Consider the following 25,616-nt stretch of genomic DNA (forward strand, 5'->3'; position numbering starts at 1 on the left):
CTCGGTTAAGATTTCCAGAGTACCTTGCAGAAGACCATCCGCGGAGAGAGGCCCAACGGTGAAGTTCTCTATCTTCCTGAATCCGCAGATTCCCGGCTCTGGTTACGCGGCCGAGGACAACGCCAAGGCCAGGCGGCCCATCGGGCGTGACACGGAGTCGTACCAGAGGTTGCTGCACGAGGTGCGGGAGATAGCCGTCCACGCCGACCAGGTCGGGTTCGACGCGCTGATGATGACCGAGCACCATTTCCACTCGGAGGGCATGGAGTTCTCGGTCAACCCGCTCATGTTCCTCACCGACCTGGCCGCCAGGACCGAGCGCATCCTGCTGGCGCCGCTCGGCCTGGTCCTGCCCGCCTGGGACCCGATCAGAGCCGCCGAGGACGTGGCGCTGCTCGACCAGTTCTGCAAGGGACGGCTGCGCCTCGGCGTCGCCCGCGGCTACCAGAACCGCTGGATGAACGTGCTGGGCCAGCGCTGGCACGCCGCCGCCGCCCGCTCGGACGGCTCGGCCTCCGACACCCGCAACTTCGATGTCTTCGGCGAGGTGCTGAAGATCATGAAGCTGGCGTGGACGCGGGAAACGCTGCGCTACAAGTCCGACGTGCTGGACTACCAGGTGCCGTTCCCGTACGAGGGCATCGAGGGCTGGCCGGCGCAGGAGTGGACCAGGACGTTCGGCGCGCCCGGAGAGCTCGCCGACGACGGCACGGTGCGGGCCGTCTCCGTCTGCCCCAGGCCGTACCAGAACCCGCACCCCGAGCTGTGGCAGCCGTTCACGATCTCCGACCGGTCGGTCATCAGGGCCGCCCAGGAGGACATCATGCCGTGGATGTTCACCCCCAACCCCGACGACCACGCCCAGAAGGCCAGGCTCTACCAGGAGGAGTCCGCCAAGCAGGGCCGCCACTACAAGCTGGGCGAGCACACCGGCATCCTCAAGATCGTCGGCATCGCCGACACCACCGAGGAGGCCATCAACACCTTCGGCCGCAGCATCCCCAAGGACTTCGCCGCCTTCTTCGGCCCGTTCGGCTACCTCGAGGTGCTGCGGAAGAAGGAGGACGAGAAACACCGGCCCATCTCCCCCGAGAAGGGCGACGCCAGGCGCATGAACGACGTGGAGATGGCGCTCTTCGGCACCCCCGACGACGTCAAGCGCGGCATCCAGCGCATGCTCGACCGGATGCCCGACCTGGAGTGGTTCGGCCTCTACATGCAGGGCCAGCAGGGCGTGCTGCCGCTCGACACGGTCAAGCGCAACCTGGAGATGTTCGCCACCAAGGTCGCCCCGGAGTTCCGATGAAGATGTGGCTGGGGGCCTCGTTCTCCGACACGGACCAGTTCGTGGAGCTCGCGCGGGCCGCCGAACGGTGCGGCTTCGACACGCTGACGCTCTCCGACCATCTCTTCTACGCCGACTTCGAGACGCCGTACCCGTACTCGAAGTCGGGGCGGCCGCGCTGGAACGCGCGGACGCACTGGCCGGACGTGTGGGTGACGATCGGTGCCATGGCGGCGGTGACCACGTCGCTGCGGTTCGCCCCCAACGTCTACATCGCCCCGGTCCGCGACCTGTTCACCGTGGCCAAGCAGGTGTCCACGGCGGCGGTGTTGTCGCGGGAGCGGGTGACGTTCGGGGTGGGGGTGGGCTGGTGCAAGGAGGAGTTCGTCGCGACCGGCCAGGACTTCCACACGCGGGGGCGGCGGCTGGACGAGATGCTGCCCGTGCTGCGCTCGTTGTGGGCGGGCGAGACCGTCACCCTGGACGGCCTGCCCGCCCTGTCGATCTGCCCGGTCCCCGCCGGGCGCATCCCCGTCCACGTGGGCGGTGACAGCGAGGCCGCCCTGCGCCGGGCGGCGCGGCTGGGCGACGGCTGGATCGGCAACCGCATCTACACCGAGGAGCAGCTCGACCCCGTGCTCGACACGCTCCGCCGGCAGCTCGACGCCAACGGCAGGAGCGGGCAGCCGTTCGACGTCATCGCGCCGCTCGCGGTGCTGCCGGACGCGGGCACGTACCGGCGCTTCGCCGCCAAGGGCGTGACGGGAACGCTGGCCGCGCCCTGGTGGCTGGCCACTCCGGAAGAGAAGGCCCGGTACGGCGAGGACACCCTGGAGCTCAAGATCGCCACCATGGAGCGCTTCGCCGAGGAGGTCATCGCCAAGCTCTGACCCGCCCGGCCCGAAGCGGCTGGAGAGGGCGATAGCCTCGTCTCGTGCTGGAAAGGATCGCGGCCACGCGCTACGTGACCCCGCTGCGCGAGGGCGGGTCGCTGCCGGGCGTCGTCGAGGCCGACGACCTGGGCACCTACGTCGTGAAGTTCCGCGAGGCGGGCCAGGGCCGGCGGGTGCTCGTCGCCGAGATCATCGCGGCCGAGCTGGGCCGCCGGCTGGGCCTGCGGACACCCGAGCTCAAGCTCATCGACCTCGACCCCCAGCTCGGCGTCAGAGAGCCGGACGAGGAGGTGCAGGACCTCCTCAAGGCCAGCACCGGCCTCAACCTGGCGGTCGACTTCCTGCCGGGCGCGCTCGGGTTCGACCCGCTGGCCTGGTCGGCCGATCCGGTGTTCGCGTCGAGGGTGGTGTGGTTCGACGGCCTCACCCACAACATCGACCGGAGCTGGCGCAACCCCAACCTGCTGGTCTGGCACGGCGACACCTGGCTGATCGACCACGGCGCGGCGCTCTGGTTCCACCACAACTGGAAGACTGCCGACCCGCGGCGGCCGTTCGACGCCGGCGACCACGTGCTCGCGCCGTTCGCCCGCGACGTCGCGGCGGCGGGCGCCGAGCTGGCCGCGAAGATCACTCCCGAGCTGCTGGAGGCCGTGACGGCGCTGGTGCCCGGCGAATTTCTCGACGGCGAGCCCGGGTTCGGCTCGGCCGGCGCCGTCCGCGAGGCCTATGCCGATCACCTGCTCCTGCGGGCGCGCGAGCCGCACGACTGGCTGGTGCGCTCCGAGCAGAGGGCGCCCAGGCAGGGGCCAGGGTCCGTCGCCGAGTTCTGGCGGGGAGGCGGCCGGTGACCAGGGACGTCTACGAATACGCGGTGATCCGCGTCGTGCCCAGGGTCGAGCGGGGCGAGCTGATCAACGCGGGCGTGCTGCTCTACTGCCAGCCGCGCGCCTACCTGTGCGCGCGGGTCGAGCTCGACGCCGTCCGGCTGAGGGCCGTCGATCCCGGCGCCGACCTCGACGGCGTACGCCGGGCGCTGAGCGCGTACGAGCTGGCCTGCGGCGAGGAGGCCGGTCCGCTGGAGGGCGAGTCGCTCGGCGGCAGGTTCCGCTGGCTGACGGCCCCGCGCAGCACGATCGTGCAGGCCGGGCCGGTGCACGCGGGGCTCACGAGCGACCCTGACACCGAGCTGGCCAGGCTCTTCGACAAGCTCGTACGCCTCTGACGGGGGCGGGCTCCCCCGTGCTAGAACAGCACCGACATGAAGGTGTCGACCTCGTGGAAGCCGACCTTGCGATAGACCGCGCGCGCCGACCGGTTGTAGTCGTTGACGTAGAGCGTGACCACGGGGGCGAAGCAGCTCAGGGCGGCCTCCACCGTCGCGGCCATGCCCGCCACGGCGTGGCCCCTCCCCCGCAGCTCGGGGGCGACCCAGACCCCCTGGATCTGGCAGGCGTGCGGCGTGACCGCGCCGATCTCCGCCTTGAACACCACCCGCCCGTCCTCGATGCGGGCGTAGGAGCGGCCGATCCTGATGAGCTCGGCGACCCTGGTGCGATAGAGAGCGCCGCCGTCGCCGATGTTCGGCGACACCCCGACCTCTTCGGTGAACATGGCCACGCACGCGGGCAGCAGGATGTCGAACTCTTCCGGCCGCACCCTGCGGACGAGCGGGTCGGCGGGCACCGGCGCCCTGTGCGAGGTGGCCATGACCGGCTGCGCCCAGCGGATCGCGCGGGCCCGGCCCCAGTGCGGCTCCAGCCGCTCCCACAACAAGGAGACAGCGTCGGCGGGACCCACGATGGACGAACACCGGCGCCCCTGCTTGCGGGCGCGGTCGGCGAACGCGTGCACGGCCTCAGGACCGGCGTTGACCGGCACCATGTTGGCCCCGGCGTAACAGAGTGACACGAGGCCACCGCGCGGCCCGAATCCCCACATCTGCCCGCCCAGCCTCGCCGGATTGAGTCCGACGGCCCGCACCCGGGAGGAGACGAAGACGTTGGCGACCGGGTCGGAGTCAAGCATGGCGAGGACTTCGTCCCGGTCGCTGTCATCGAGCACGCGCGACGCCGATGTTCGCAGCATCACACGGTCAGACTACGCGAAGGGTTACCGATTAGCTCATCTGGCGATGCCCGCGGTAACCGATTCTTGACGTCATCCTCCGCCGAGCAGCCCCAGCAGCCCGAGAGCGCTCAGCAGATCGTGCCGCTCCGGCGGGTTCGCGGCCATGCGGGCGGACGCGTTCGGCTCGGGCAGCGCGCGGCACCCGGCGTCCCGCGCCGGCAGCGAGCCGTCTCTCAGGTACGCGGCCAGGTGCCCGTCCACGCACTGGTTGCCCCCCAGGGACACGCCGTGGTTGCCCCCTTGCTCGACCACCAGGCGGGAGCGCGGGAAGAGGCGGTGCACCGTCAGCGCCCCCCGGTAGGGTGTCGCGGCGTCGTCACGGGACTGCAGGATGAGGATCGGCGGCAACTTCGGCGACCCGTGCACCTTGACCGGCTCACCCCCGCGCACGTGCCAGAACGCGCATGGGGCGTTGTACCACGCGTTCGGCCAGGTCAGGAACGGCGCGCTGCGGTGCGACCTGGTCATGTCGGCCCGCCACCTGTCCCAGTCGCGCGGCCAGCGGGCGTCGCGGCACTGGACGCCCAGGTAGACGGCGTAGCTGTTCTCGTCCGCCGCGTCGACCTTGCCGTGCTTGTCGTAGAGGTCGACCAGGCCCTTCACCTCGCCCTTCCGGACGTAGGCGGACCAGGCCGCGGCGAACGCGGGCCAGAGCTTGTCGCTGTAGCCGGTGATGGTGAACGTGTCGTCGAGCTCGCTCGGCCCCACGACACCGCCTGCCGGGCGATCCCGCAGCCTGTCACGCATCGCGTAGTAGGCGAACGACGTCTGCTTCGTGGTGGCGCCGAGCGTGTAGACCGAGTTGTGCTCGGCGACCCAGCCGAGGAAGAGGCGGTGGCGGCGTTCGAAGGCGCCGTTCTGCCTGAGGTTGGCCTCGTACCACACCGCGTTGGGGTCGACGACGCTGTCCAGGACCAGCCGCTTGACCCGCTGCGGGAAGAGCGTGGCGTAGACGGCGCCGAGGTAGGTGCCGTACGAGTAGCCGAAGTAGCTGATCTTCCGCTCGCCGAGGGCGGCGCGGATGGCGTCCATGTCCCTGGCGGAGTTCTCGGTGGTGAGGTGCGGCAGCAACCAGGCCCAGCGGTTGCCGCACGCGTTCGCGTACGAGGCCGCCCGGCTGAGCAGCACCCGCTCCTCGGCCCGCCCGCGCGGCACGGCGTCCGGCCGCGGCGCCTTGTAGTAGGCGTCGGGGTCGACGCAGTGCATCGCCGGCTCGCTCGCGCCGACGCCACGGGGGTCGAAGCCCACGATGTCGTAGCGGTCGCGCAGGTCGCCTGGCAGGTTCCTGGCGACGTACGAGGTGAGGTTGCGGCCGGACGCGCCAGGACCGCCCGGGTTCACCAGGAGCGTGCCCAGGTGGTCGGCGTCCCGCGACGTCTTGGCCTTGATCCGGTTGATCGCCACCTTGATCGAATGTCCGAGCGGCTCGCGGTAGTCGAGCGGCACGCGCACGGTGGCGCACTCCAGGCCGGCCGGCGCCGGCTTCCCCGACACCTGGGGACACGGCCCCCAGTCCGGCGCGGCCGGCGCGATCGGCGCGGCCGGCGCGCCTCTCGCTCCGCTGGCCACCGCCACCCCGTCCGCGCTGACGATTCCGGCGACGAGCACCGCCGTTCCGGCGACAATCCCGACTACCCGTTTCACCCGGTCCCCTCCCATGTCATAGGCCTTGCGATGCTCCCGTACGTGACCGGGCCATGACGCTGGGTATGGGCAAATGCTTGCCATCATGTAATGGATCGGTTGCAAAGAGTGAAGGGCGGCATGCGGCCCGCGGACGCCGGAGACCCCGGGCCGATGGCGGGCCCGGGGTCTCCGTGTGCGTCTAAGGGCAGGTCAGCCGACCGTGACCTGAGGGCCGGCGTCGTCGTCGAGATCGATCTCGACGCCCATCTCCTCGGCCAGCCGCATGGCCTCCTCGATCAGGGTCTCGACGATCTGCGACTCGGGCACGGTCTTGATGACCTCACCCTTGACGAAGATCTGGCCCTTGCCGTTGCCTGAGGCCACCCCGAGGTCGGCCTCGCGGGCCTCCCCCGGCCCGTTGACGACGCAGCCCATGACGGCCACCCGCAGCGGGACCTTCATGCCCTCCAGCCCGGCCTGCACCTGGTCGGCCAGCGTGTAGACGTCGACCTGGGCCCGCCCGCACGACGGGCAGGACACGATCTCGAGGCCGCGCTCGCGCAGCCCGAGCGACTCCAGGATCTGGGCGCCCACCTTGACCTCTTCGACCGGCGGCGCGGACAGGGACACCCGGATCGTGTCGCCGATGCCCTCGGCCAGCAGCGCGCCGAAGGCGACCGCGGACTTGATCGTGCCCTGGAAGGCCGGCCCCGCCTCCGTGACGCCCAGGTGCAGCGGGTAGTCGCACTGGGCGGCCAGCAGGCGGTACGCGTTGATCATCACGACCGGGTCGTTGTGCTTGACCGAGATCTTGATGTCTCTGAACCCGTGCTCCTCGAACAGCGAGCACTCCCACAGGGCCGACTCCACCAGCGCCTCGGGCGTGGCCTTGCCGTATTTCTGCAGCAGCCGCGGGTCGAGGGAACCGGCGTTGACGCCGATCCTGATCGGCACCCCGTGCTCGGAGGCGGCGCGGGCGATCTCACCGACCTTGTCGTCGAACTTCTTGATGTTGCCCGGGTTGACGCGCACGGCCGCGCAGCCCGCCTCGATGGCCGCGAACACGTATTTCGGCTGGAAGTGGATGTCGGCGATGACGGGGATCTGCGACTTCCTGGCGATGACGGGCAGCGCGTCGGCGTCGTCCTGGGACGGCACCGCGACACGCACGATCTGGCAGCCGGAGGCCGTCAGCTCGGCGATCTGCTGCAGCGTGGCGTTGACGTCGGCGGTCACCGTGGTCGTCATCGACTGCACCGAGACGGGGGCGTCGCCGCCCACCGGCACGCTGCCGACCATGAGCTGGCGGGAGTGGCGGCGTTCGGCGAGCGGCTTGGGACGCACCGCCGGAATGCCGAGAGCTACAGATGACATTTCAACCCTTACTGTGACGACGCTTTCAGTCTAGGTAGTCAGCGGGACTGCCCCGCTGTGAGTTCGGCCGCACGGGCCCGGGCCCAGGCGTCGGCCGCCAGCACCTCGTCGACGGAGCCGGCCGGGGTGACGTCGTGCTCCTCGACGACCCGGGCGACGGTGTCGACGATCGCCGGGAACGGCAGGTCGCCGCGCATGAACGCGTCGAGGCAGGCTTCGTTGGCGGCGTTGTAGACGGCCGGCGCGGTGCCGCCCGCGCCGCCGACGTGCCTGGCGAGCGCGACGGAGGGGAACGCCTCGTCGTCGAGAGGCTCGAACGTCCACGTGTGCGCTCTGGTCCAGTCGATGGGCCGGGCCGCGCCGGGGATGCGGTGCGGGTGGCCGAGCGCCAGCGCGATGGGCAGTCGCATGTCGGGCGGGCTGGCCTGGGCGATGGTGGAGCCGTCGACGTATTCGACCATGGAGTGGATGATCGACTGCGGGTGCACCACGACCTCGATGCGGTCGAAGCCGAGGTCGAACAGCAGGTGCGCCTCGATGACCTCCAGCCCCTTGTTGACCAGGGTGGCGGAGTTGATCGTGATGACCGGCCCCATCGACCAGGTCGGGTGGGCCAGCGCCATCTCGGGGGTGACGTCGGCCATCTCGGCGCGCTTCATCCCGCGGAACGGCCCGCCGCTGGCGGTGACCACGAGCTGCTTGACCTGCGCGGGGTCGTAGCCCTCCGGGCCCGAGGCCCACAGGCACTGCTGCAGCGCCGAGTGCTCGGAGTCGACCGGCAGGATCTGCCCCGGCTTGGCCAGCCGCTTGACCAGGGGCCCGCCGATGATGAGGGACTCCTTGTTGGCCAGCGCGAGCGTCCTGCCCGACTCGAGTGCGACCAGCGTGGAGGTCAGGCCGAGCGCGCCGGTGATGCCGTTGAGCACGGTGTCGCACGGCCACGCCGCCACCTCGGCGACGCCTTCGGGGCCTGCGAGCACCGTGGGCCGCGCGCCGTGCGCGGCCAGCGCCTCCTTCAGCGCCGGCACGGCCGAGGCGTCGGCCACCGCCACGACCTCGACGCCGAACTCGGCCGCCTGCCTGGCCAGCAGGTCGACTTTGCCACCCCCCGCCGCCAGCCCTGAAACCGTGAAGCCGCCGGGGTCGGCGGCGATGACGTCGAGTGCCTGGGTGCCGACCGAGCCGGTGGAGCCGAGCACGACGACGGAGCGGAGGGTCTGTTCATGCACCCGTCCATTGTCCCCGCTGCGCGGCGTACTCGGGCACGAGACCCCGATCAGCCGCAAAGTGCCTTACTTAAGTGACGCGAGATAACACAGTTGATTCGTGCCGGAATATCGCCATATCGGATCGCGCAAATCTTGAGAAAACGGGATATCGATGCCACTACCTTCCGAAGCTCACGTTCGGTTTCGGGAGGTACGTAATGCACCGCAAAGTTGCTCTGATTTCCGCCCTGGCCCTCGCTGCGGGAACCGCCGCCCTGCTCCCGGCGAGCGGGGCGCAGGCCCACGTACGGGTGCGGCCGGAGCCCGCGCCCGCGCAGAAGGCGGCGGCGGATTCGGCGTCCGAGCGGCGCCAGGTCCTGACGTACTGGACGGAGCGGCGCATGGAGGCCGCCAAGCCGCTGAACGCGCCCGGACCCAAGGCCGGGGCGAAGAAGACCATGGCGGAGCCCGGCGAAGGCACCCCGTGGACCGCCCCGCCCAGCGGCGCGCGGAAGAACGGCGCCGCGTTGCAGGCGGCCAGGTCGTCGGGCACGCCCTGGACGCGCGGCGGCGCCGTCGTGAAGACCACGGGCCGGGTCTTCTTCACCACGCAGGGGCGCAACGCCTCATGCTCGGGCTCGGCCGTGACCAGCGCGAACAAGAGCGTGGTGCTGACCGCCGGCCACTGCGTGAAGATGAACGGCGCCTTCCACACCAACTGGGTCTTCGTGCCCGGCTACGACAACGGCAAGCGCCCCTTCGGCACCTGGGCCGCCACCCGGCTGCTGACCACACCCCAGTGGAACGCCCGCGAGGACATCAACTTCGACATCGCCGCCGCGGTGGTCGCGCCGCTGGAGGGCAAGACGCTGGTGGACGTCGTGGGCGGCCAGGGCGTGGCCTTCAACCAGCCCAGACGGCAGCAGATGCACGCCTTCGGCTACCCGGCGGCGGCGCCGTACGACGGTTCGAAGCTCATCCACTGCAGCGGCCGGACCTTCGACGACTTCTCGATGTCGAAGGACCACGGCCTGACCTGCAACATGACCGGCGGTTCGAGCGGCGGTCCGTGGATGTTGACCTTCAACGAGTCGACCGGCCTCGGAACGCAGAATTCGGTCAACAGCTTCAAATACAACTTCGCCCCGAACTGGATGTTCGGCCCATATTTCGGAAATGAGGCTCAGGCCGTCTACCAGGCGGCACAAAACACCAACGCCCTCTGAGCAACTCACCGAAAGTAGTCACAAGAACACATCTCGTGGTGCAGACTCGGGGGGCATGACCCTGAGCACCCCCATGCTCGCGGGGGCCCCGCTCCTCGCAGGGCTGATCGGCTCCGCGCTCGTCGGCGCGGCCCCGGCACCGCAGCAGGCCGCACCCCCCGTCACCGCCCCCGTCACCGGGTCCATCACTGGGTCCCTCGCTGGGTCCATCGCTGGACCGGCCTCCGAGGCGCGGCCGAGCGGGATCGTCGAGCACGTGGCCGCGCGCACGCGCGCCGACCAGCAGCGCGTGCTCGACTACTGGACGCCGCAGCGCATGGCCAGGGCCCTGCCGATCGGGCTGCTCGGCCTCGTCACGCGCGACAAGGGCCTGCTGAGCGGCCCGACCGGCGGGCGGGCGCTGCCCGCCCTCACCGGCCAGGCCGCCGGTCAGGCGGTTCCCGGCCGCACGGCCGGCACCGTCGTGCGTCGCCACCACGCGGCCGCCGCACCGAGCGCCAGCACCGTCGGCACCCGCTGGGCTTCCGGCGGCCTCGTCGCCAGGACGACGGGCCGCGTGTTCCTGACCGTGGCCGGCGCGGACTTCGTCTGCTCGGCCAGCACGGTCAAAAGCGGCAACAAGGACCTCGTGGTCACCGCCGGCCACTGCGTCAAGGACGGCGCCGGCGAGTGGGCGGCGAACTGGACGTTCGTGCCGGGCTACGGGTCCGGCGGGCGGGCGCCGTTCGGGCAGTACGCCGCCCGCCGCATGTTCGTCGCCGGCCCGTGGGCGCGCAGCGGCGACGACAACTACGACGTCGGCATGGTCGCCCTGGCCACGTCACGCGGCAGGCACGTGGCCGACGTGGTCGGCACCCAGGAGATCGCCTTCAACGCGCCGCGCGGCGGCCAGGCGTTCGGCTTCGGCTATCCCGCCGACCCGCCGTACAACGGCGGCCACCTGGTCTACTGCGCGGGACGGCTGCGGGACGACCCGCACAAGCAGACCCGCGACCAGGGCCTCGGCTGCGCCATGACCGCCGGCTCCAGCGGCGGCCCCTGGATGACCTCGTTCAACGCCGCCACCGGCAGGGGCACGATCACCTCGCTGAGCAGCTTCAAGTACAGCGACGACCAGCGCACGATGTACGGCCCCTACCTCGGCGACGCCGCCAAGGCCCTCTACGCCATGGCGGGACGCGCCTGACCGGCGTGCCGGCTCATTTCAGCTCGGACTCCAGCAGCCCCATCATGAGGAAGTCGTGCCGCTTCCCCCTGGTGCGGAACGACTCGCGCCGCCGCCCCTCCTCGACGAACCCCACCCTGGTGTACGCCCGCACCGCCGCCGTGTTGTCGGCCACCACCCAGAGCATCACCCGGTGCAGACCCATCTCCTCGAAGGCGTACCTGCAGATCAGGCGCAGCGCGTCCGTCGCGTAGCCGCCCCCCTGGTGATCACGGTCACCGATGGCGATGCTCTGCAGGGTGGCCTCGCCCTGGACGAAGTCGGTGTCACCGAGCGCGACATAACCGATCAGCCGCCCGCCGTCGAGCGTCTCGATGCCGAGCACCATCTGCTCGAAGGTGTTGCGCGGCCGGTTGGCGCCCTTCTCCATGTTCTGGGCGAGGGAGATGGGCGGCGAGGCGTCCATCCACCGTCCCACCTCCGGATCGTGATACCACCGCCACAGGGCTTCGCTGTCAGCGGGTTCGAGGGCGCGCAGGCGCACGCGGTCTCCGGTCAGCATGAGATCTCCCGATTAGTTGACCGGCCACGTCTACCAGGGTGCGGACAGGCGGAGCAACGCCTTTTCCCGGGCCCTCAGAGTGGCAGCCCGGTCAGCACCATGACCTTCTCGTACGTGTAGTCCGTCATCGCCGAGCGCAACCCCTCACGCCCGATGCCCGAGTCCTTGACCCCGCCGTACGGCATCTGGTCGGCCCGGTACGACGGCACGTCGCCGATGATCACGCCGCCCACCTTCAGCTCCCGGTTGGCCAGGAAGGCGGCGTCCAGCGACCGCGTGAACACCCCGGCCTGCAGGCCGTACGCGGAGTCGTTGACCATCGCGTAGGCCTCGCCGGCGGAGGCGGCGGGCTGGAGGATCATGACGGGCCCGAAGACCTCCTCGCGGGCCACCTTGGCGTCGTGGGGCACGCCGGTCAATACCGTCGGGGCGTACGACGTCCCTTCGCGGACGCCGCCCGCGAGCACCTCGGCGCCGGCCGCTACGGCCTCGTCGACCCACTGCTCCACGCGCTCGGCGGCGGCCTCGGAGACGAGCGGGCCCACCTGGGTCTTCTCGTCCGCGGGGTCGCCGGTGACGAGCCCCTTGACCGCCGGGACCAGGCGCTCCACGAACGCGTCGTACACCGGCTGCTCCACGATCACCCGCTGCACGGCGATGCAGCTCTGACCGCCCTGGTAGTTGGAGTAGAGGGCGATGCGCCGCGCCGCCCAGTCGAGGTCGGCGTCGGCCAGCACGACGGCCGCCGCGTTGCCGCCCAGTTCCAGCGTGACGTGCTTGCGCGGCACCTGGTCGGCGATGGCGTACCCGACGGGCGCCGAGCCGGTGAACGACACCACGGGCAGCCGCGCGTCCTGCACCAGGCCGGCGGCGCGCTCGTTCGGGACCGGCAGCACCGAGAGCATGCCCGCTGGCAGGTCGGTCTCGGCCAGGATCTCGCCCAGCAACAGCGACGACAGCGGCGTGGCGGGCGCGGGCTTGACGATGACGGGGGCGCCGACGGCGATGGCCGGGGCGACCTTGTGCGCGACGAGGTTCAGCGGGAAGTTGAACGGGGTGATCGCCAGCACGGGCCCGTACGGGACCCGCGACACGTACGCCAGGCGCCCGGCCGCGGCCGGCTCGGTGTCGAGCCGCTGCGCCTCGCCGGACCAGCGGCGGGTCTCCTCGGCGGCGAAGCGGAACGTGGCGACGGCCCTCGTGACCTCGCCGCGCGCCCAGAAGATCGGCTTGCCGTTCTCGGCGGTGATCAGGCGGGCGATCTCGTCGGCCCGCTCCTCGATGCGCCGCGAGACGTGGGCCAGCGCCTCGGCGCGCACGTGCACGGGCAGCGCGGCGGCCTGGTCCGCGACCGCGTGCGCCGCGGCGATGGCCTCCTCGACCTGCGCGTCCGTGGGCACGGAATGCCTGCCGACCTCGCGGCCGTCGTGGGGGTTGGTGACAGTGAGCTCGGAGTCCCCGGTCGCTGGGCGGCCGGCCAGCCAGAAGGTACGCACGTCCATAGTTCAGACGTTATGCGAAGCGGACGTTCGGGGATTACACCACGGTGCACAAGACTCTCGCGGGACCCCACCGTTAAGTACAAGCTCTGTTGTATACCCATGATGTAACGGAACTAGACCCAATTCGGGATGTTTACCATGCGGAGTGGTTTGAGCAATCGTCGCTCTGGCTAAGTCATCGGATGCGGGTCTACAGCGTGGTGGGCCCCCGATCAGAAAGGCGTGGGCCCCGTGACCGAACACCGTGAGGTCACAAGGACACATAGCTCCTTGGCCGCTGAGGAGGTCTCATGACCTCGGCGCCGCTGGGGCTCCAGGGTGCTTACCTCAAGGGCGAGCGCGCCAGCCACGACGAACTCCGCTCCCACCTCCTCGACGTGGCCGTCAACCTGCTCGAGACCGATGGCCCCGACAGCCTCACCATGCGCAGGATCGCCGCGGAGGCAGGGTGCACGACGACCGTCATCTACACGATGTTCGGCAACCGGGAGGGCCTGGCGGAGGCGCTCTATCTGGAGGGGTTCGAGCGCTTCCGCCGCTACCTGGAGTCGGTGCCGCAGCGACGCAGCCCGTTCGAGCACCTGACCGCTCTCGGGCCCGCCTACCGTCAGGCGTGCCTGTCCGAGCCCGGCTACTACAGCCTGATGTTCGAGCGGGCGATCCCCGGCTTCGAACCCAGCGAGCGCGCGAGGACCCTCGCCCGCGCCGCACTCAACATCCTCGACCGCGTGATCGCCGACTGCATCTCCGCCGGCTACCTCGTCCCGACCCAGCCCCGTAAGATCGCGGACGCGCTGTGGGCGGCGGCCCAGGGGGCGATCAGCCTGGAGCGCGCCGGACATCTGCGCGACGGGCGCACGTTCGAGGCGGTCACCATGGCCACCATCTGCTGTTACCAGGTCGACAAGCAGGCCTGACCGGCTCCCCGGCCCCGCCGCCGGCACCCAACGGCGGGCTGGGCTCCGGCGCCGGCTCAACGGCGGGCCGCTTCGAGCGCGAACCACAGCTCGGCGCGGACGCCCGGATCGTCGAGGTCGCGGCCGAGCAGCTCGGCCACGCGTTTCATGCGGTAGCGCAGCGTGTGCCGGTGCACGCCGAGCCGCTGCGCCGCCGCGTCCCAGTGGCCGTTGTTCTCCAGGTACGCGCGCAGGGACTCGACGAGGCCGGCCCGGGAGCCGTAGCCGGCGAGCGGAGCCAGCAGCGCGGCGGAGAACGCCTGGGCGTCCGCCTGGTCGAGCAGCCCGAGCAGGCCCTGCCCGGCCAGCTCCGCGAACCGCACCACCCGCCCTCTCCCTCTCCCCGGTCCCCGGCCCTCTTCGCCGGCCTCCGAACCACCCCCGCCGCCGGTCCTACCGGCGCTGACGGGCCCTGAGCCTGCCTCGGCCGCCTCGAGAGCCCGTCTCGCCTGGTCGAGCGCGCTTCGCAGGGCCGCCGGGTCATCACCGCAAGGCAGGCTGACCCCCACGGGCACGTCGGCCTCCATGGCCACCCTCTCCGCCGTGCGCATCGCGACGTCCCCCGCCGAACCGCCCGGACCCTCCGCCGAACCTCCCGCCCGGCCGTCCACACCGCCGTCTGCACCGCCGGCCACACCGCTGTCCGCACCTCCGGCCACACCACCGGCCGCGACCAGCGCGATGGCCATCTGCCCCTTCGCCCGGGTGCGTGCCGACCGGGCCTGGGAGCGGCTCCCGCCTGGCCGTCGCACCCCCTCCCCCGTGTCCGTGCCGTCGTGCAGGACCGCGAAGGCGTGCGTCTCCAGCACGTCCAGAGCCTCGGGACCCGTCGCGAGCACCACCAGCGGCTCCTCGGGCAACCGACGGCCGAGCGGCTCCACCACCACACGCGCCTGTTCCTTGGCGCCCTCCAGCAGCAACCGCAGCACCGCGGCGTGCACCCGGCGCTCGGCCTCCAGCTGGGACCTGCCCTGCTCCATGGCCAGCGTGAGCAGGGAGCCCGCCGCGTTGATCACCGTGTGGGTGATGGGCGAGTACGCCCCCTCCGCCCCCACGGCGAGGAACCCGCGCGGCCGCACCCCGCCGCCCACCGGCTGGACCACGATGTGTTCGCCCGGCCCCGACAGAGCCAGGCTGGCGGGAAATCCGGCGGGCGGCTGGGGGGTGGCGGACGGCTCCTGGTGGCGGGTGCCGCGGAGGCGGCCGAGCTCGGCGCTCACCGCGCCCGTCCTGGCACCGCGCGTGGCGTGCCGTACCTCGCCCGACTCGTCCAGCAGCGCGGCCCAGCCGCCGACCTCCCTGGCGAGCCGGTCGATGACCGCGTGCATGCCCTCCGGTTGCAGCGCGGCCCGCGTGAGCCGTCCCTGGGCGTCGAAGGCGCGGGTGATCTCCTCGTACTGCTCGGCGGCCAGCAGCTCGCTGACGGCCTTGCCGACGGCGATGAACGGGGTCTCGCGCGGCACCTCCAGCAGGGGCAGCCCGTGCTCCTCCGCGGCGGCGATCAGGGCGGCGGGCACCTCCTCGTGCGAGACCCCGACGCCGAAACCGAGGCCGGCCACGCCGCGAGCGACCAGTCGGGCGACATATCCGGATAGGTCGCCCGCCATCCGCATCCCCGTCGTGAGCAGCAGTTCCCCACCCTCCAGGTACGGAGTCGGGTCCGCAAGCTCGCTGACCGCCACCCACCGCACCGGCACGTCCAGCGCACCCGCGCCGGACCGCCCGGAGGGTGCGCGGCCGGAGGGCGGGCGGGTGGCGCCGGCGAGGGGCCGGAGGTGCATGCGGCGCACCACGGTCCGCAGTGAAGGCGGCATGTGGCTTTTGTCCATTCTGGCGAATACGACCGCCTTCAGTTTGACATATCGACATATCGGCGCAGGTGAGAGGCCGCCGTAGCGTCGGGGCATGAGCATTCCCCAGGAGCGACGCGTCGTGACCGCGATCCCAGGCCCCAAGTCGCAGGAGTTGCTGGCCCGCAAGCAGGCCGCGGTCCCGCCCGGCATCGGCACGACGCTGCCGGTCTTCGTCACCCGCGCGGGCGGCGGCGTGCTCCAGGACGCCGACGGGAACTCGCTGATCGACTTCGGCTCCGGCATCGCCGTGACCAGCGTGGGCAACGCCGCGCCCAAGGTCGTCGAACGCGTCCAGCGGCAGGTCGCCGACTTCACCCACACCTGTTTCATGGTCACCCCGTACGAGTCGTACGTGCGGGTGTGCGAGAAGCTCAACGAGCTGACCCCCGGCGACCACGACAAGCGCACCGTGCTGGTGAGCTCCGGCGCCGAGGCCGTCGAGAACGCCGTCAAGATCGCCCGGCACGCCACCGGCAGACCGGCCGTCGTGGTGTTCGACCACGGCTACCACGGCCGCACGCTGCTCACGATGACGCTGACGGCCAAGAACATGCCGTACAAGGAGGGGTTCGGCCCGTTCGCGCCCGAGGTCTACCGGGTGCCGCTGGCGTACCCGTTCCGCTGGCCGTCCGGGCCGGACAACTGCGCCGAGGAGGCCGCCGAGCAGGCCATCGACATGATCACCAAGCAGGTCGGCCCGGGCAACGTGGCCGCCGTGGTGATCGAGCCGATCGCGGGCGAGGGCGGCTTCATCGTTCCCGCCAGGGGTTTCCTGCCGCGCATCGCGGAGTTCTGCAAGGCCAACGGCATCCTGTTCGTGGCCGACGAGGTGCAGACCGGGTTCGCGCGCACCGGCACGCTGTTCGCGTGCGAGGACGAGGGCATCGTGCCCGACATCATCACCACCGCCAAGGGCATCGCGGGCGGCCTGCCGCTGGCGGGCGTGACCGGGCGCGCGGAGATCATGGACAAGGTGCACGCCGGCGGTCTCGGCGGCACGTACGGCGGCAACCCGCTCGCCTGCGAGGCCGCCCTGGGCGTCCTGGAGACCATCGAGGAGGAGGATCTGGTCGCCAGGGCCCGCCGCATCGGCGACATCATGCTGCCCCGGCTCAGGGCGCTCCAGGAGCGCTTCGACGTGATCGGCGACGTGCGCGGACGAGGCGCGATGATCGCCATCGAGCTGGTCGAGCCCGGCACCAAGGAGCCGAACCCGGCCGCCGTCCAGGAGATCGTCCGGCGCTGCCACGCCGAGGGCCTGCTGGTGCTCACGGCGGGCACGTACGGCAACGTGCTGCGCTTCCTGCCGCCGCTGGTCATTCCCGAGCACCTGCTCGAGGAGGGGCTCGGCATCCTTGAGAAGGCGATCGCCGAACTTTAGAACAAATCCATCCGAATCGGGCATCCGGCTTGCTCCTGGATGCCCGATTTGTTGGTGTAACGGCCGTCAACCGGGTAGAGAAATCACTCTGACTTGACGCTCCGCTAGACGATCACAGCCGCGGTCAGGGTTATAACGGTTCCGGTATACGGATGGGCGATGGCTGCGGGAAGCGTAATGAACTGGGGTTCCACCAAAACGGCGGCACGAAGCATGGTGACGTTCGACCCTGAGGGACTGACCTGGGCTCAGCGTGACGGTGACGCCTGCGTCGTCTGCCACAAACGCTGGCCTCGGCCGCGCATGAGGGTCGGCCGGCTGCCCGACGACGCTCCCGTCCTGGCCTGCGGCGACTGCGCCGAAGCGCTCCTGCCCGCTCCCGCGGCCACCGTCGTGGCCTTCCCGTCCCGCTGAACAGTCGCCGGGCAGCGAGACGCCCCGGGACAGAGGGGGAAGGCCCAGGGCGTCTCTGCAGGTCACGCCCAGCGGGGGGAGGGGGCGCGCCCGCGGCACGGCAGGTCAGGTCCGGCGCCTGCACTCCTCATTCGGCCAGCTCGCGCCACCGTTCGGTCCAGGCGTCATAGTCCGTACATTCCCCGCAAGCCGGCGGCCGTACCGCGAAGGCGATGTGGTCGAGCTTCTTGTCCTCGCCGGCGCCGTAGGCCTCGCACATCTGCCTGGCCCGCCCCTTGCACGCCTTGTCGTTGGCTGGCGCCAGCCCCACCCACGCGGCGGCGTCGCGCTGCGCGTCGGGCGCGGTCACCCAGTTGAGCCACCGATAAGCGCAGGTGGTGTCGGGCACGTTCGCGCCGAGCATCCAGGAATCGACCCATCCGGTGGTCTCGCGGGTGTGCACGGCCTTGATCGGCTTTCCCGCCTTCTGCAGCAACATCCGGTAGTAGGGGGTGGCCTGGGCATAGTCGAGGGACCCGGTGGCGAACCCCTTGACCAGGTCGATCGGGTTACGCCAGTAGACCCGGTCCTTGTTGCGTTCCAGCATCGTCATCGTCGCGTCGAGCTGCTTCTCGGTCAGCTCGTACGGCTCATCCGCCGTGTCACCGGCCATGGCCGCGTCGGCGATCGTGAGCGGGGTGTCCCTGAGCGCGACCCGCTCGGAGGCGAACACCTGCCCGAGGTCGCCGCCCTCGACCCGGCCCGAGTCGTAGATGAACTCGTGGTATCCCCACAGGTAGGGCACGCCGTAGACCTTGCCCGACACGGTGGACATGTCGCGGAAGCGCTCGTCGATGTCGTCGTACCCGGCGACCTTGGCCGGATCGACGGCCTGCACCTGCTTCTTCGCGATCAGGTCGGCCGCCAGCACCGGCCCGGCGGAGATCACGTCGTAGGGCCGCTGGGTGACCTTCTCGGCCATCTCCTCGGAGGTCTGCACGGTGTCGAGCTTGGCGATCCGGCAGCCGGTCTCCTTCTCGAACGCGCCCGTCCAGTTGACCTTGGGGCTGGTGCCGCCGTACTCGGCGTAGCCCCGGTAGGTGAGGATCTGCAGCGTGCCGTCGCTCTGCGTCGCCGTCGGGCTGGCAGTGGGGCTGGCGGTCGGGCTCGGCGCCGGTGTGGGCCTCGCCGCTCCCATGCCGACGACCAGCGCCGATGCGGCGATCGCCAAGGCATAAGTGCGACGACGATCCACGATGTCCCCCCTTGTCCGTCTGCTGGGAGCTTACCGGGGAGCGGGACGGGAGGGACGCGCATCCCTCCCGTCCGGAATCGCGGGTTACCCGTTCGTGGGGAAGCCCAGGTTCACGCCGCCGTGCGACGGGTCGAGCCAGCGGGACGTGACGACCTTGCCGCGGGTGTAGAAGTGCACGCCCTCGGTGCCGTGCACGTGCGTGTCGCCGAACAGCGAGGACTTCCAGCCGCCGAAGCTGTAGAAGGCCATCGGCACCGGGATGGGCACGTTGATGCCGACCATGCCGACCTCGACCTCGTTCTGGAAACGCCGGGCGGCGCCGCCGTCGTTGGTGAAGATCGCGGTGCCGTTGCCGTACTCGCCGCCGTTGATCAGCTCCAGGCCCTCCTCGTACGAGCCGACGCGCACGATCGACAACACCGGGCCGAAGATCTCGTCGTGGTGCGTACGCGAGCCAGGAGGCACGTGGTCGAGCACCGTCGGGCCGAGCCAGAAGCCGGGTGTCTCAGCGGCCTTGCCGCCGCCGAGCACCGCCGTCTCGCGGCCGTCGACGACCAGCTTGGCGCCCTCCTCGACCCCCAGGTCGAGGTAGGAGGCGACCTTGTCGCGGTGCGCCTCGGTGACCAGCGGCCCCATCTGCGACCTCGGGTCGTCGCCTGGGCCGATCACCAGCCGGCCGACCCGTTCGACGATCTTCTCCACCAGCTCGTCGCCGACCGGGTCGACCGCCAGCACGACCGAGATCGCCATGCAGCGTTCCCCCGCCGAGCCGAACCCGGCCGACACCGCCGAGTCGGCCACCAGGTCGAGGTCGGCGTCGGGGAGCACGAGCATGTGGTTCTTGGCGCCGCCGAGCGCCTGCACCCGCTTGCCGTGCGCGGTGCCCGTCTCGTAGACGTGGCGCGCGATCGGGGTGGAGCCGACGAAGGAGACGCCGCGCACGCCGGGGTGCTCCAGCAGGCGGTCCACGGCGACCTTGTCGCCCTGCACGACGTTGAACGCGCCGTCGGGCAGCCCCGCCTCCTGCCAGAGCCGGGCCATCAGCAGCGACGCCGAGGGGTCCTTCTCCGACGGCTTGAGCACGAACGTGTTCCCGCACGCGATCGCGATCGGGTACATCCACATCGGCACCATGGCGGGGAAGTTGAACGGCGTGATCCCGGCCACCACGCCCAGCGGCTGGCGGATCGAGTAGGAGTCGACCCGGGTCGAGACGCCCTCGGAGAAGCCGCCCTTGAGCAGGTGCGGGATGCCGCAGGCGAACTCCACGACCTCCAGGCCTCTCGCCACCTCGCCGAGCGCGTCGGAGTGCACCTTGCCGTGCTCGGACGAGATCAGCGCCGCCAGCTCGTCGCGGTGGGCGTACATGAGCTCGCGGAAGCGGAACAACACCTGCGACCGCTTCATCAGGGACGCGTCCCGCCAGGCGGGGAACGCGGCCGCGGCGGCCGCCACGGCCGCGTCCACGTCGGCCGCCGACGCCAGCGCCACGTGCCCGCTGACCTCGCCGGTGGCGGGGTCGAAGAGCTCGGCGGTACGGTCGTCGCCGTCCGCGAGCGCCCCGTTGATCCAGTGCTTGACCGACTTCACTGAGCTGCTGCCTCCGCGTTGATGGTTTCCAGTGCGGTGACGATGATGCCGAGCCCTTCGACGGCCTCGTCCACCGTGAGGGTGAGGGGCGGCGCCATGCGGATGGCGTTGCCGTACAAACCGCCCTTGCCCGCCAGCAGGCCCGCCTTCTTGGTCTCCTCCATGAAGCGCGACGCCTGCGCGGGGCTTTCGAGCTCGACGGCGAACATCAGGCCCTTGCCCCGCACCTCCTTGACCACGGGCAGCCGCTCGGCCGCCTCCTTGAGGCCCTTGATGATGATGGCGCCGGTACGCGCCGCGTTGGCCTGCAGGTCGTGGTCGAGCACGAAGTCGAGAGTGGCGTTGGCGGCGGCCATGGAGATCGGGTTGCCGCCGAACGTCGACAGGCCGACCGCGTGCGGAGCGTCCATCAGGTCGCCGCGCGCCACGACGCCGCCGACGGCGAAGCCGTTGCCCAGCCCCTTGGCGAACGTGAGCATGTCGGGGGTGACGCCGTGGTTCTGGATGCCGAAGAACGCGCTGCCGGTGCGGCCCCACCCGGTCTGCACCTCGTCCGAGACGAACAGGATGCCCTGCTCGTCGAGCACCTCCTTGTACGCGGCGAACAGCCCGTCCGGGGCCATCGTGAACCCGCCCACGCCCTGGATCGGCTCGGCGATCAGCGCGGCCACGTCGTTGGAGACGGAGGTGGCCAGCACGTGGCGCAGGTCGTCGACGCACGCCTTGACGTAGTCGGCGTCCGACAGGCCCGCGAACTGGGTGAGGTGCCGGTCGGTGCCGTGCAGGAAGTGCACGTTGAGCGGGGAGAGCGAGTTGTTCTTCCACGCCCGGTTGGCGGTGACGCTGATCGCGCCGAAGCTGCGCCCGTGGTAGCTCTGGCGCATCGCGAACACCTGGTCGCTCTTGCGCGCGTACGTGGCCAGCAGGAGGGCGGTCTCGTTGGCCTCGGTGCCGGAGTTGGTGAAGAAGACCTTGGCGTCGGGGATGCCGGAGAGCCGCGCGATCTTCTCGGCCAGCTCGACCTGGCCGCGCAGCAGGTAGGCGGTGCTGGTGTGCACCACGCCCGTGGCGAGCTGGCGTTCGACGGCTTCGCGCACTTCGGGCACGTCGTACCCGATCATGTTGGTCAGGATGCCGGCGAAGAAGTCGAGATAGCTCTTGCCGTCGCCGTCGATGACGCGGTTGCCCTTGCCGCTGACGATCTCGATGGGCTCGGTGTAGTTGAGCGCCAGCCAGGCAGGCATCACTGCCCGATGGCGCGCGAGAAGCTCCGACATGCTCCCGAGTATTCCTTTTTCGCCCTCATCCTCCTATCTCCAGAGTGTCGGCGTAGGAGCGAATCGAGTTACACAGTGTAACCGCGAGCAGGCGATGGAGGCAGGAGCGGGCCGGCCCCTGCCTCCGCGCGCGTCAGCGGCCCAGCAGGAGCGGCAGGCTGCCCCAGCCGTGCGCGATGAAGGACGGGACGTGGGGCACCTCGCTCTCGTGCACGGCCAGGCGGAGGTCCGGGAACCGGGCGAACAGCGCGGGCAGGGCGGCGAGCGCCTCCTGGCGGGCGAGCGGCGCCCCGATGCAGCGGTGCACGCCGATGCCGAACGCCAGGTGCTCACCGTGGTCCTTGGTCGGGTCGAACCGGTCGGCGTCCTGGCCGTGCTGGTCGGGGTCGTGCCCGGCCGCCATGTAGCTGGTGATGATCGCGTCGCCCGCCTCGATCCGTACCCCGCCGATCTCGATCGGCTCGATGGCGAACCGCAGCGGCAGGTTGGCGATCGACGGCGACCAGCGCAGCGTCTCCTCGATCACCGCCTCCCAGGAGATCTCTCCCGACAGGACCCGTCTGAGGTGGTCCGGATGGGTGAGCAGGGCGTGCACCGCGTTGCCGATCAGGTTGACGGTGGTCTCGTGCCCGGCCGCGATGAGGAGCAGCAGGGTGTCGCGCAACTCGTCGTCGCTGAGCGAGTCGCCGCTGTCACGAACGTTGATCAGCTCGGTGGTCAGGTCGTCGCCCGGGTGCTCCCGCTTGTAGGCGACCAGGCCGGGGAGCACGGTGCCGATCTGGACGGCCGTGGCCTCCGCCTGCTCCGGCGTGAGGGTGGTGTCCATGATGGCTTCCATGATCTGGGCCATTTCCGCCCGCATGTGCGCGGGGACGCCGAACAGCTCACAGATCACCCGCATCGGCAGCGGGTGGGCGTAGGCGCTGCGGAGGTCGACGGGGCGGCCCGGCGGCTGCGCGGCCATGGCGTCCAGCAGCTCCGCGACGAGGCCATCGACGATCGGCTGCATGGCCTTGGTACGGCGCGCGGTGAAGCTCGGGGCGATCAGCTTGCGCAGACGCCGGTGCTCCTCGCCATAGGCGCTGAGCATGTTCGACACGCCGATCCAGGTCATGATCCACCTCCAGCCGGGCTCTTCCATCGCCTGGGGCAGCAACCGCCAGTGCCGCTTGTCCTTGCTCACCAGCGGATCGAGGATCAGCTGCTTGAGCAGGTCGTGCCGGGTGACCGCCCAGGCAGGGATGCCTCCGGTGAGCTCTACGAGGACCAGGGGGCCGAGGTCACGTAGTCGACGGACCTCGCCGGAGAGGTCGGTGCCGAAGGGGTCGAGGACGACAGGGGCTGCATTGCCCACGGAGAATCTCCTGGTTGGTCGGGGCGGATCGGGGTGAAGCTCACCGGCAGGTGCGCCAGCGCGCGATGGAACGGGCCGGGGCGCCACGGCAGCTCCTCGCGGGGCACGGTCAGTTCGAGGTCGCACAGGTGAGAGGTCAGGCGTTCGATCGCGGTCATGGCGATGAGCACGGCCGGGTCGCTGGCCGGGCAGCGGTGCGCCCCGGCGCCGAAGCCCAGGTACGCGCCGCCGTCGGAGCGCAGCTCCTCGGGAACGTTGGTGGGCTCGGTGTTGGCCGCGGCGTAGGAGACGAGGACCAGTTCGGCCGGCTGGATCCAGGTGCCGTGGAAGTGCACGGGCTGGCGCACGAAGTACGGGCCGTAGTTCGACATCGCGGGCTCGGCGCGCAGGGCCTCCATGAGGGCGTCGTACGTGCTGAGCGCGCCGTTGGTGAGCGAGCTGAAGTAGCGGTCGTCGCTGACCATCCGGGAGATCGTGTTGGAGATCAGATTGGCCGTGGGCTCGTAGGCGGCGGCCATCACCAGCACGAGGGTCTCCCCCAGCTCCTCGGGCTGCAGCGCGGCCGGATGGTCGATGAGCCAGGAGGTCAGGTCCTCGCCCCGCTTGGTGTGCTTGGTATGGATCAGCTCGCCGATGTAGCGGCCGAACGCGTCGCTGCCCCGCGCGCCCGTCTCGCCGTCGGCCTCCATCATGTCCGACAGGGCCTGGGTCAGACCGGCGCTGTCGGCGTCCGGCCGCCCGAAGAGCCGGTTGAAGATGCGGACCGGGATGAGCCGGGCGAAGTCGGCGACCAGGTCGGCCTCGCCCTTCGCGGCGAACTGGCTGATGAGCGAGTCCGACACCTCGCTCACCATCTGGCGCAGCTTGTGCGGCTGGATCTGCTCGAAGCAGTCGGAGATGACCTTCCGGTAGCGGGCGTGCTCGGCGCCGTCGGAGAACAGCGCGTTCGGCCGGCGGCCGAGCATGGCGATCGCCCCCGCGGCCTCCGGGGTGTCGGGGAGCCGTTCCTGCCAGGCGCTGGAGTTCTTGCTCCAGACGCCGCCGACGTTGGTGAGCACGTCCAGGGCGGCCCGGTAACCGATCACCAGGTGGGCCTCGATGCTCGGGGCTATCTCCACGGGCGCGACCGCGCCGTGCCGCACGCGCAGCTGGGCGTAGATCGCCTGCGGGTCTCTGGCGTACTCGGGCCCGTACAGGCGCCCGGCGTCGGGCATGTAGCGCAGGGTCATGACAACACCAGCTCTCTGACGTGCTCCACCAGTGCGATCAGCGAGGCGCGGGCGGAGGCGGGGTCGCGGGCGTCGCACACCATCAGCGGCGTGCGCGGGTCCAGGTCGAGCGCCTTGCGCACGGACTCCAACGGGTAGTCCGGCGAGTCGGGGAAATGGTTGACGGCCACCGCGTAACGGATGCCCGCGCTCTCCACCAGGTCGAGGACGGCGAAGCTCTCGTCGATCCGGCGGGTGTCCGCCAGCACCAGGACCCCGAGCGCGCCGCGTACGAGCTCGTCCCACAGGACCTGGAAGCGGGTCTGTCCCGGCGCCCCGAACAGGTAGAGCACGGCCCCGGGCAGGGTGAGGCGCCCGAAGTCGATCGCGGTGGTCGTGGTGGTCTTCTCGTTCACGCCGGTGAGGTCGTCGACCAGCGTGCCCGCCTGGGTGAGCACCTCCTCCGTGTTGAGGGGTTTGATCTCCGAGAGCGCGCTGACGATGGTCGTCTTGCCCACGCCGAACGGCCCTGCGATGACCAGCTTGACCGGGATGTGCTCGGCACTGACACGGCTGTCAGAGAGCGCGGAGGCCACTGAGTACCAACTCCAAGATCTCGATGTCGGGCAGGCTGGTGGCCACCGGCGGATTGCGGGCCAGCAGCGTTCCGCTGCCGACCAGTCCGGCGACCAGCAACCGCACCACGCAGTACGGGAGGCCGAGGTGCGCGGCGCACTCGTACACCGACAGCGGCCCGTCCTGCAACAGGGCCAGCAGATGCGACCCGGGTGGGTCCAGCCCGTTGGTGGCGGCGTCGGGTGCGATGTAGACCAGGGTCGTGCGCTCGACATCGATGTGTTCGGGCACGGTCAGCCTCGCGGCGGCCATGTAGTCCGGGACGACCCGCCGCCTTTGCCGTCCGGAGGTCACGTCCGGACGCCCGGCACCCTGGCCGCGCTGGCTTCGTCGAGGGCCTTGATCAGCTTCTGCACCTGCAGTTGCACCTCGTAGGCCAGCGCGCCGATGTTGACGGCTCCGGTGGCGGCGACCACGATGGCGGCGCGGTCGCCGGCCGGGGCGATGTAGTAGTAGCCGCTGCCGGCGGAGATGACGATGTCCTCCACCCCCTCGTCGGTGCCGCCGCTGAGGCCCTCGCACAGGGCGCGGGCGGCCCCCAGGACGGAGCTCGTCATGGCGGCGGCGCGCTCGCCGCTCTCGGTCGTCACATCGGCCGAGCCGCCGAGGATCAGCCCGTCACGGCTCAGCACCACACCTCGCGTGACTCCGGGCAGTGCCAGGAGAGGTGACAGGACCCAGGACACGTCGAGGGACAACGCGCGACCCTTGGTCGGAACACGGCTTGAAGCGCTGTGAGCGT

Annotated in this window: 24 protein-coding genes; 9 read left to right on the top strand and 15 right to left on the bottom strand. The window is 70.7% G+C overall.

Features of this window, described 5'->3' with window-relative positions:
• Window positions 1-58 precede the first annotated feature (58 nt).
• Genes ACZ6SA_RS04515 through ACZ6SA_RS04530 form a run of 4 tightly spaced genes read left to right on the top strand, consistent with a single transcriptional unit; the run spans window position 59 to window position 3,403 of the window.
• Window positions 59-1,306: an LLM class flavin-dependent oxidoreductase gene (locus ACZ6SA_RS04515; RefSeq protein WP_347641429.1), complete on the top strand. Its 1,248-nt coding sequence runs from the start codon at window positions 59-61 to the stop codon at window positions 1,304-1,306.
• Window positions 1,303-2,175: a TIGR03619 family F420-dependent LLM class oxidoreductase gene (locus ACZ6SA_RS04520; protein ID WP_347641428.1), complete on the top strand. Its 873-nt coding sequence runs from the start codon at window positions 1,303-1,305 to the stop codon at window positions 2,173-2,175. Before ACZ6SA_RS04515 ends, ACZ6SA_RS04520 begins: the two co-directional genes overlap by 4 nt.
• A gap of 44 nt (window positions 2,176-2,219) precedes the next feature.
• The gene (locus ACZ6SA_RS04525; protein WP_465826609.1) at window positions 2,220-3,029 is read left to right on the top strand and encodes a HipA family kinase; all 810 of its coding nucleotides are present in this window, start codon (window positions 2,220-2,222) and stop codon (window positions 3,027-3,029) included.
• A complete protein-coding gene (locus ACZ6SA_RS04530; protein WP_347641426.1) occupies window positions 3,026-3,403 on the top strand; it encodes a DUF3037 domain-containing protein in 378 nt (125 codons plus the stop codon). Before ACZ6SA_RS04525 ends, ACZ6SA_RS04530 begins: the two co-directional genes overlap by 4 nt.
• Window positions 3,404-3,423: 20 nt before the next feature.
• Here ACZ6SA_RS04530 and ACZ6SA_RS04535 read toward each other — a convergent pair whose 3' ends face one another.
• From ACZ6SA_RS04535 to dxr, 4 genes are all read right to left on the bottom strand, one after another.
• The gene (locus ACZ6SA_RS04535) at window positions 3,424-4,266 is read right to left on the bottom strand and encodes a GNAT family N-acetyltransferase (RefSeq protein WP_347643096.1); all 843 of its coding nucleotides are present in this window, start codon (window positions 4,264-4,266) and stop codon (window positions 3,424-3,426) included.
• A 72-nt stretch (window positions 4,267-4,338) separates the two neighbouring features.
• Complete coding sequence (locus tag ACZ6SA_RS04540; RefSeq protein WP_465826610.1) at window positions 4,339-5,952, bottom strand: alpha/beta hydrolase; 1,614 nt, start codon at window positions 5,950-5,952, stop codon at window positions 4,339-4,341.
• A 192-nt stretch (window positions 5,953-6,144) separates the two neighbouring features.
• Entirely contained in the window at window positions 6,145-7,308 is a 1,164-nt protein-coding gene (ispG, locus tag ACZ6SA_RS04545; protein ID WP_465826611.1) for a flavodoxin-dependent (E)-4-hydroxy-3-methylbut-2-enyl-diphosphate synthase, read from the bottom strand.
• 38 nt (window positions 7,309-7,346) lie between these two features.
• Complete coding sequence (dxr, locus tag ACZ6SA_RS04550) at window positions 7,347-8,537, bottom strand: 1-deoxy-D-xylulose-5-phosphate reductoisomerase (RefSeq protein WP_347641423.1); 1,191 nt, start codon at window positions 8,535-8,537, stop codon at window positions 7,347-7,349.
• Window positions 8,538-8,734: 197 nt separating this feature from the next.
• On the opposite strand from dxr, the gene ACZ6SA_RS04555 reads away from it, so the two are divergent.
• Both ACZ6SA_RS04555 and ACZ6SA_RS04560 read left to right on the top strand, forming a co-directional pair.
• On the top strand, window positions 8,735-9,742 hold the full coding sequence (locus ACZ6SA_RS04555; RefSeq protein ID WP_465826613.1) for a trypsin-like serine peptidase: 1,008 nt from the start codon (window positions 8,735-8,737) through the stop codon (window positions 9,740-9,742).
• 55 nt (window positions 9,743-9,797) lie between these two features.
• Window positions 9,798-10,928: a trypsin-like serine peptidase gene (locus ACZ6SA_RS04560; protein ID WP_465826614.1), complete on the top strand. Its 1,131-nt coding sequence runs from the start codon at window positions 9,798-9,800 to the stop codon at window positions 10,926-10,928.
• A gap of 13 nt (window positions 10,929-10,941) precedes the next feature.
• On the opposite strand, the gene ACZ6SA_RS04565 is transcribed toward ACZ6SA_RS04560, so the two are convergent.
• Complete coding sequence (locus tag ACZ6SA_RS04565) at window positions 10,942-11,469, bottom strand: GNAT family N-acetyltransferase (RefSeq protein ID WP_347641420.1); 528 nt, start codon at window positions 11,467-11,469, stop codon at window positions 10,942-10,944.
• A 74-nt stretch (window positions 11,470-11,543) separates the two neighbouring features.
• The gene (locus ACZ6SA_RS04570) at window positions 11,544-12,971 is read right to left on the bottom strand and encodes an aldehyde dehydrogenase family protein (RefSeq protein ID WP_465826616.1); all 1,428 of its coding nucleotides are present in this window, start codon (window positions 12,969-12,971) and stop codon (window positions 11,544-11,546) included.
• Between the two features lie 290 nt (window positions 12,972-13,261).
• Between ACZ6SA_RS04570 and ACZ6SA_RS04575 the strand changes: the two genes are divergently transcribed.
• Window positions 13,262-13,888 carry a TetR/AcrR family transcriptional regulator gene (locus ACZ6SA_RS04575; RefSeq protein WP_443150094.1) on the top strand — a complete coding sequence of 209 codons (627 nt, stop codon included), beginning with the start codon at window positions 13,262-13,264 and terminating at the stop codon, window positions 13,886-13,888.
• A gap of 56 nt (window positions 13,889-13,944) precedes the next feature.
• Here the strand turns inward: ACZ6SA_RS04575 and ACZ6SA_RS04580 are convergent, their stop codons facing one another.
• Complete coding sequence (locus tag ACZ6SA_RS04580; protein ID WP_465826618.1) at window positions 13,945-15,708, bottom strand: PucR family transcriptional regulator; 1,764 nt, start codon at window positions 15,706-15,708, stop codon at window positions 13,945-13,947.
• Between the two features lie 124 nt (window positions 15,709-15,832).
• Here ACZ6SA_RS04580 and gabT point away from each other — a divergent pair, with 124 nt between their 5' ends.
• Window positions 15,833-17,161: a 4-aminobutyrate--2-oxoglutarate transaminase gene (gabT, locus tag ACZ6SA_RS04585; protein ID WP_347768936.1), complete on the top strand. Its 1,329-nt coding sequence runs from the start codon at window positions 15,833-15,835 to the stop codon at window positions 17,159-17,161.
• 177 nt (window positions 17,162-17,338) lie between these two features.
• A complete protein-coding gene (locus tag ACZ6SA_RS04590; protein ID WP_347641415.1) occupies window positions 17,339-17,575 on the top strand; it encodes a hypothetical protein in 237 nt (78 codons plus the stop codon).
• Window positions 17,576-17,702: 127 nt separating this feature from the next.
• Here ACZ6SA_RS04590 and ACZ6SA_RS04595 read toward each other — a convergent pair whose 3' ends face one another.
• From ACZ6SA_RS04595 to ACZ6SA_RS04630, 8 genes are all read right to left on the bottom strand, one after another.
• Window positions 17,703-18,785 carry an extracellular solute-binding protein gene (locus ACZ6SA_RS04595; protein WP_465826619.1) on the bottom strand — a complete coding sequence of 361 codons (1,083 nt, stop codon included), beginning with the start codon at window positions 18,783-18,785 and terminating at the stop codon, window positions 17,703-17,705.
• 108 nt (window positions 18,786-18,893) lie between these two features.
• A complete protein-coding gene (locus ACZ6SA_RS04600; protein ID WP_347641413.1) occupies window positions 18,894-20,399 on the bottom strand; it encodes a CoA-acylating methylmalonate-semialdehyde dehydrogenase in 1,506 nt (501 codons plus the stop codon).
• Window positions 20,396-21,676 (bottom strand): aspartate aminotransferase family protein, encoded by a 1,281-nt coding sequence (locus ACZ6SA_RS04605; RefSeq protein WP_465826621.1) that lies wholly within the window; start codon window positions 21,674-21,676, stop codon window positions 20,396-20,398. The genes ACZ6SA_RS04600 and ACZ6SA_RS04605 overlap by 4 nt, the downstream gene beginning before the upstream one ends.
• Window positions 21,677-21,809: 133 nt before the next feature.
• The gene (locus tag ACZ6SA_RS04610) at window positions 21,810-23,030 is read right to left on the bottom strand and encodes a cytochrome P450 family protein (protein WP_347641411.1); all 1,221 of its coding nucleotides are present in this window, start codon (window positions 23,028-23,030) and stop codon (window positions 21,810-21,812) included.
• Window positions 22,934-24,259, bottom strand: coding sequence for a cytochrome P450 family protein (locus tag ACZ6SA_RS04615; RefSeq protein ID WP_465826622.1), 1,326 nt, complete (start codon window positions 24,257-24,259; stop codon window positions 22,934-22,936). The genes ACZ6SA_RS04610 and ACZ6SA_RS04615 overlap by 97 nt, the downstream gene beginning before the upstream one ends.
• Window positions 24,256-24,834, bottom strand: a complete 579-nt coding sequence (locus tag ACZ6SA_RS04620; protein ID WP_347641409.1) for a GTP-binding protein — start codon at window positions 24,832-24,834, stop codon at window positions 24,256-24,258. Before ACZ6SA_RS04620 ends, ACZ6SA_RS04615 begins: the two co-directional genes overlap by 4 nt.
• The gene (locus ACZ6SA_RS04625; RefSeq protein ID WP_347641408.1) at window positions 24,815-25,168 is read right to left on the bottom strand and encodes a DUF742 domain-containing protein; all 354 of its coding nucleotides are present in this window, start codon (window positions 25,166-25,168) and stop codon (window positions 24,815-24,817) included. The genes ACZ6SA_RS04620 and ACZ6SA_RS04625 overlap by 20 nt, the downstream gene beginning before the upstream one ends.
• Window positions 25,165-25,572, bottom strand: a complete 408-nt coding sequence (locus ACZ6SA_RS04630; protein WP_347641407.1) for a roadblock/LC7 domain-containing protein — start codon at window positions 25,570-25,572, stop codon at window positions 25,165-25,167. The genes ACZ6SA_RS04625 and ACZ6SA_RS04630 overlap by 4 nt, the downstream gene beginning before the upstream one ends.
• Window positions 25,573-25,616 lie beyond the last annotated feature (44 nt).

The sequence above is a fragment of the Nonomuraea sp. NPDC049378 genome (genome assembly GCF_055586745.1).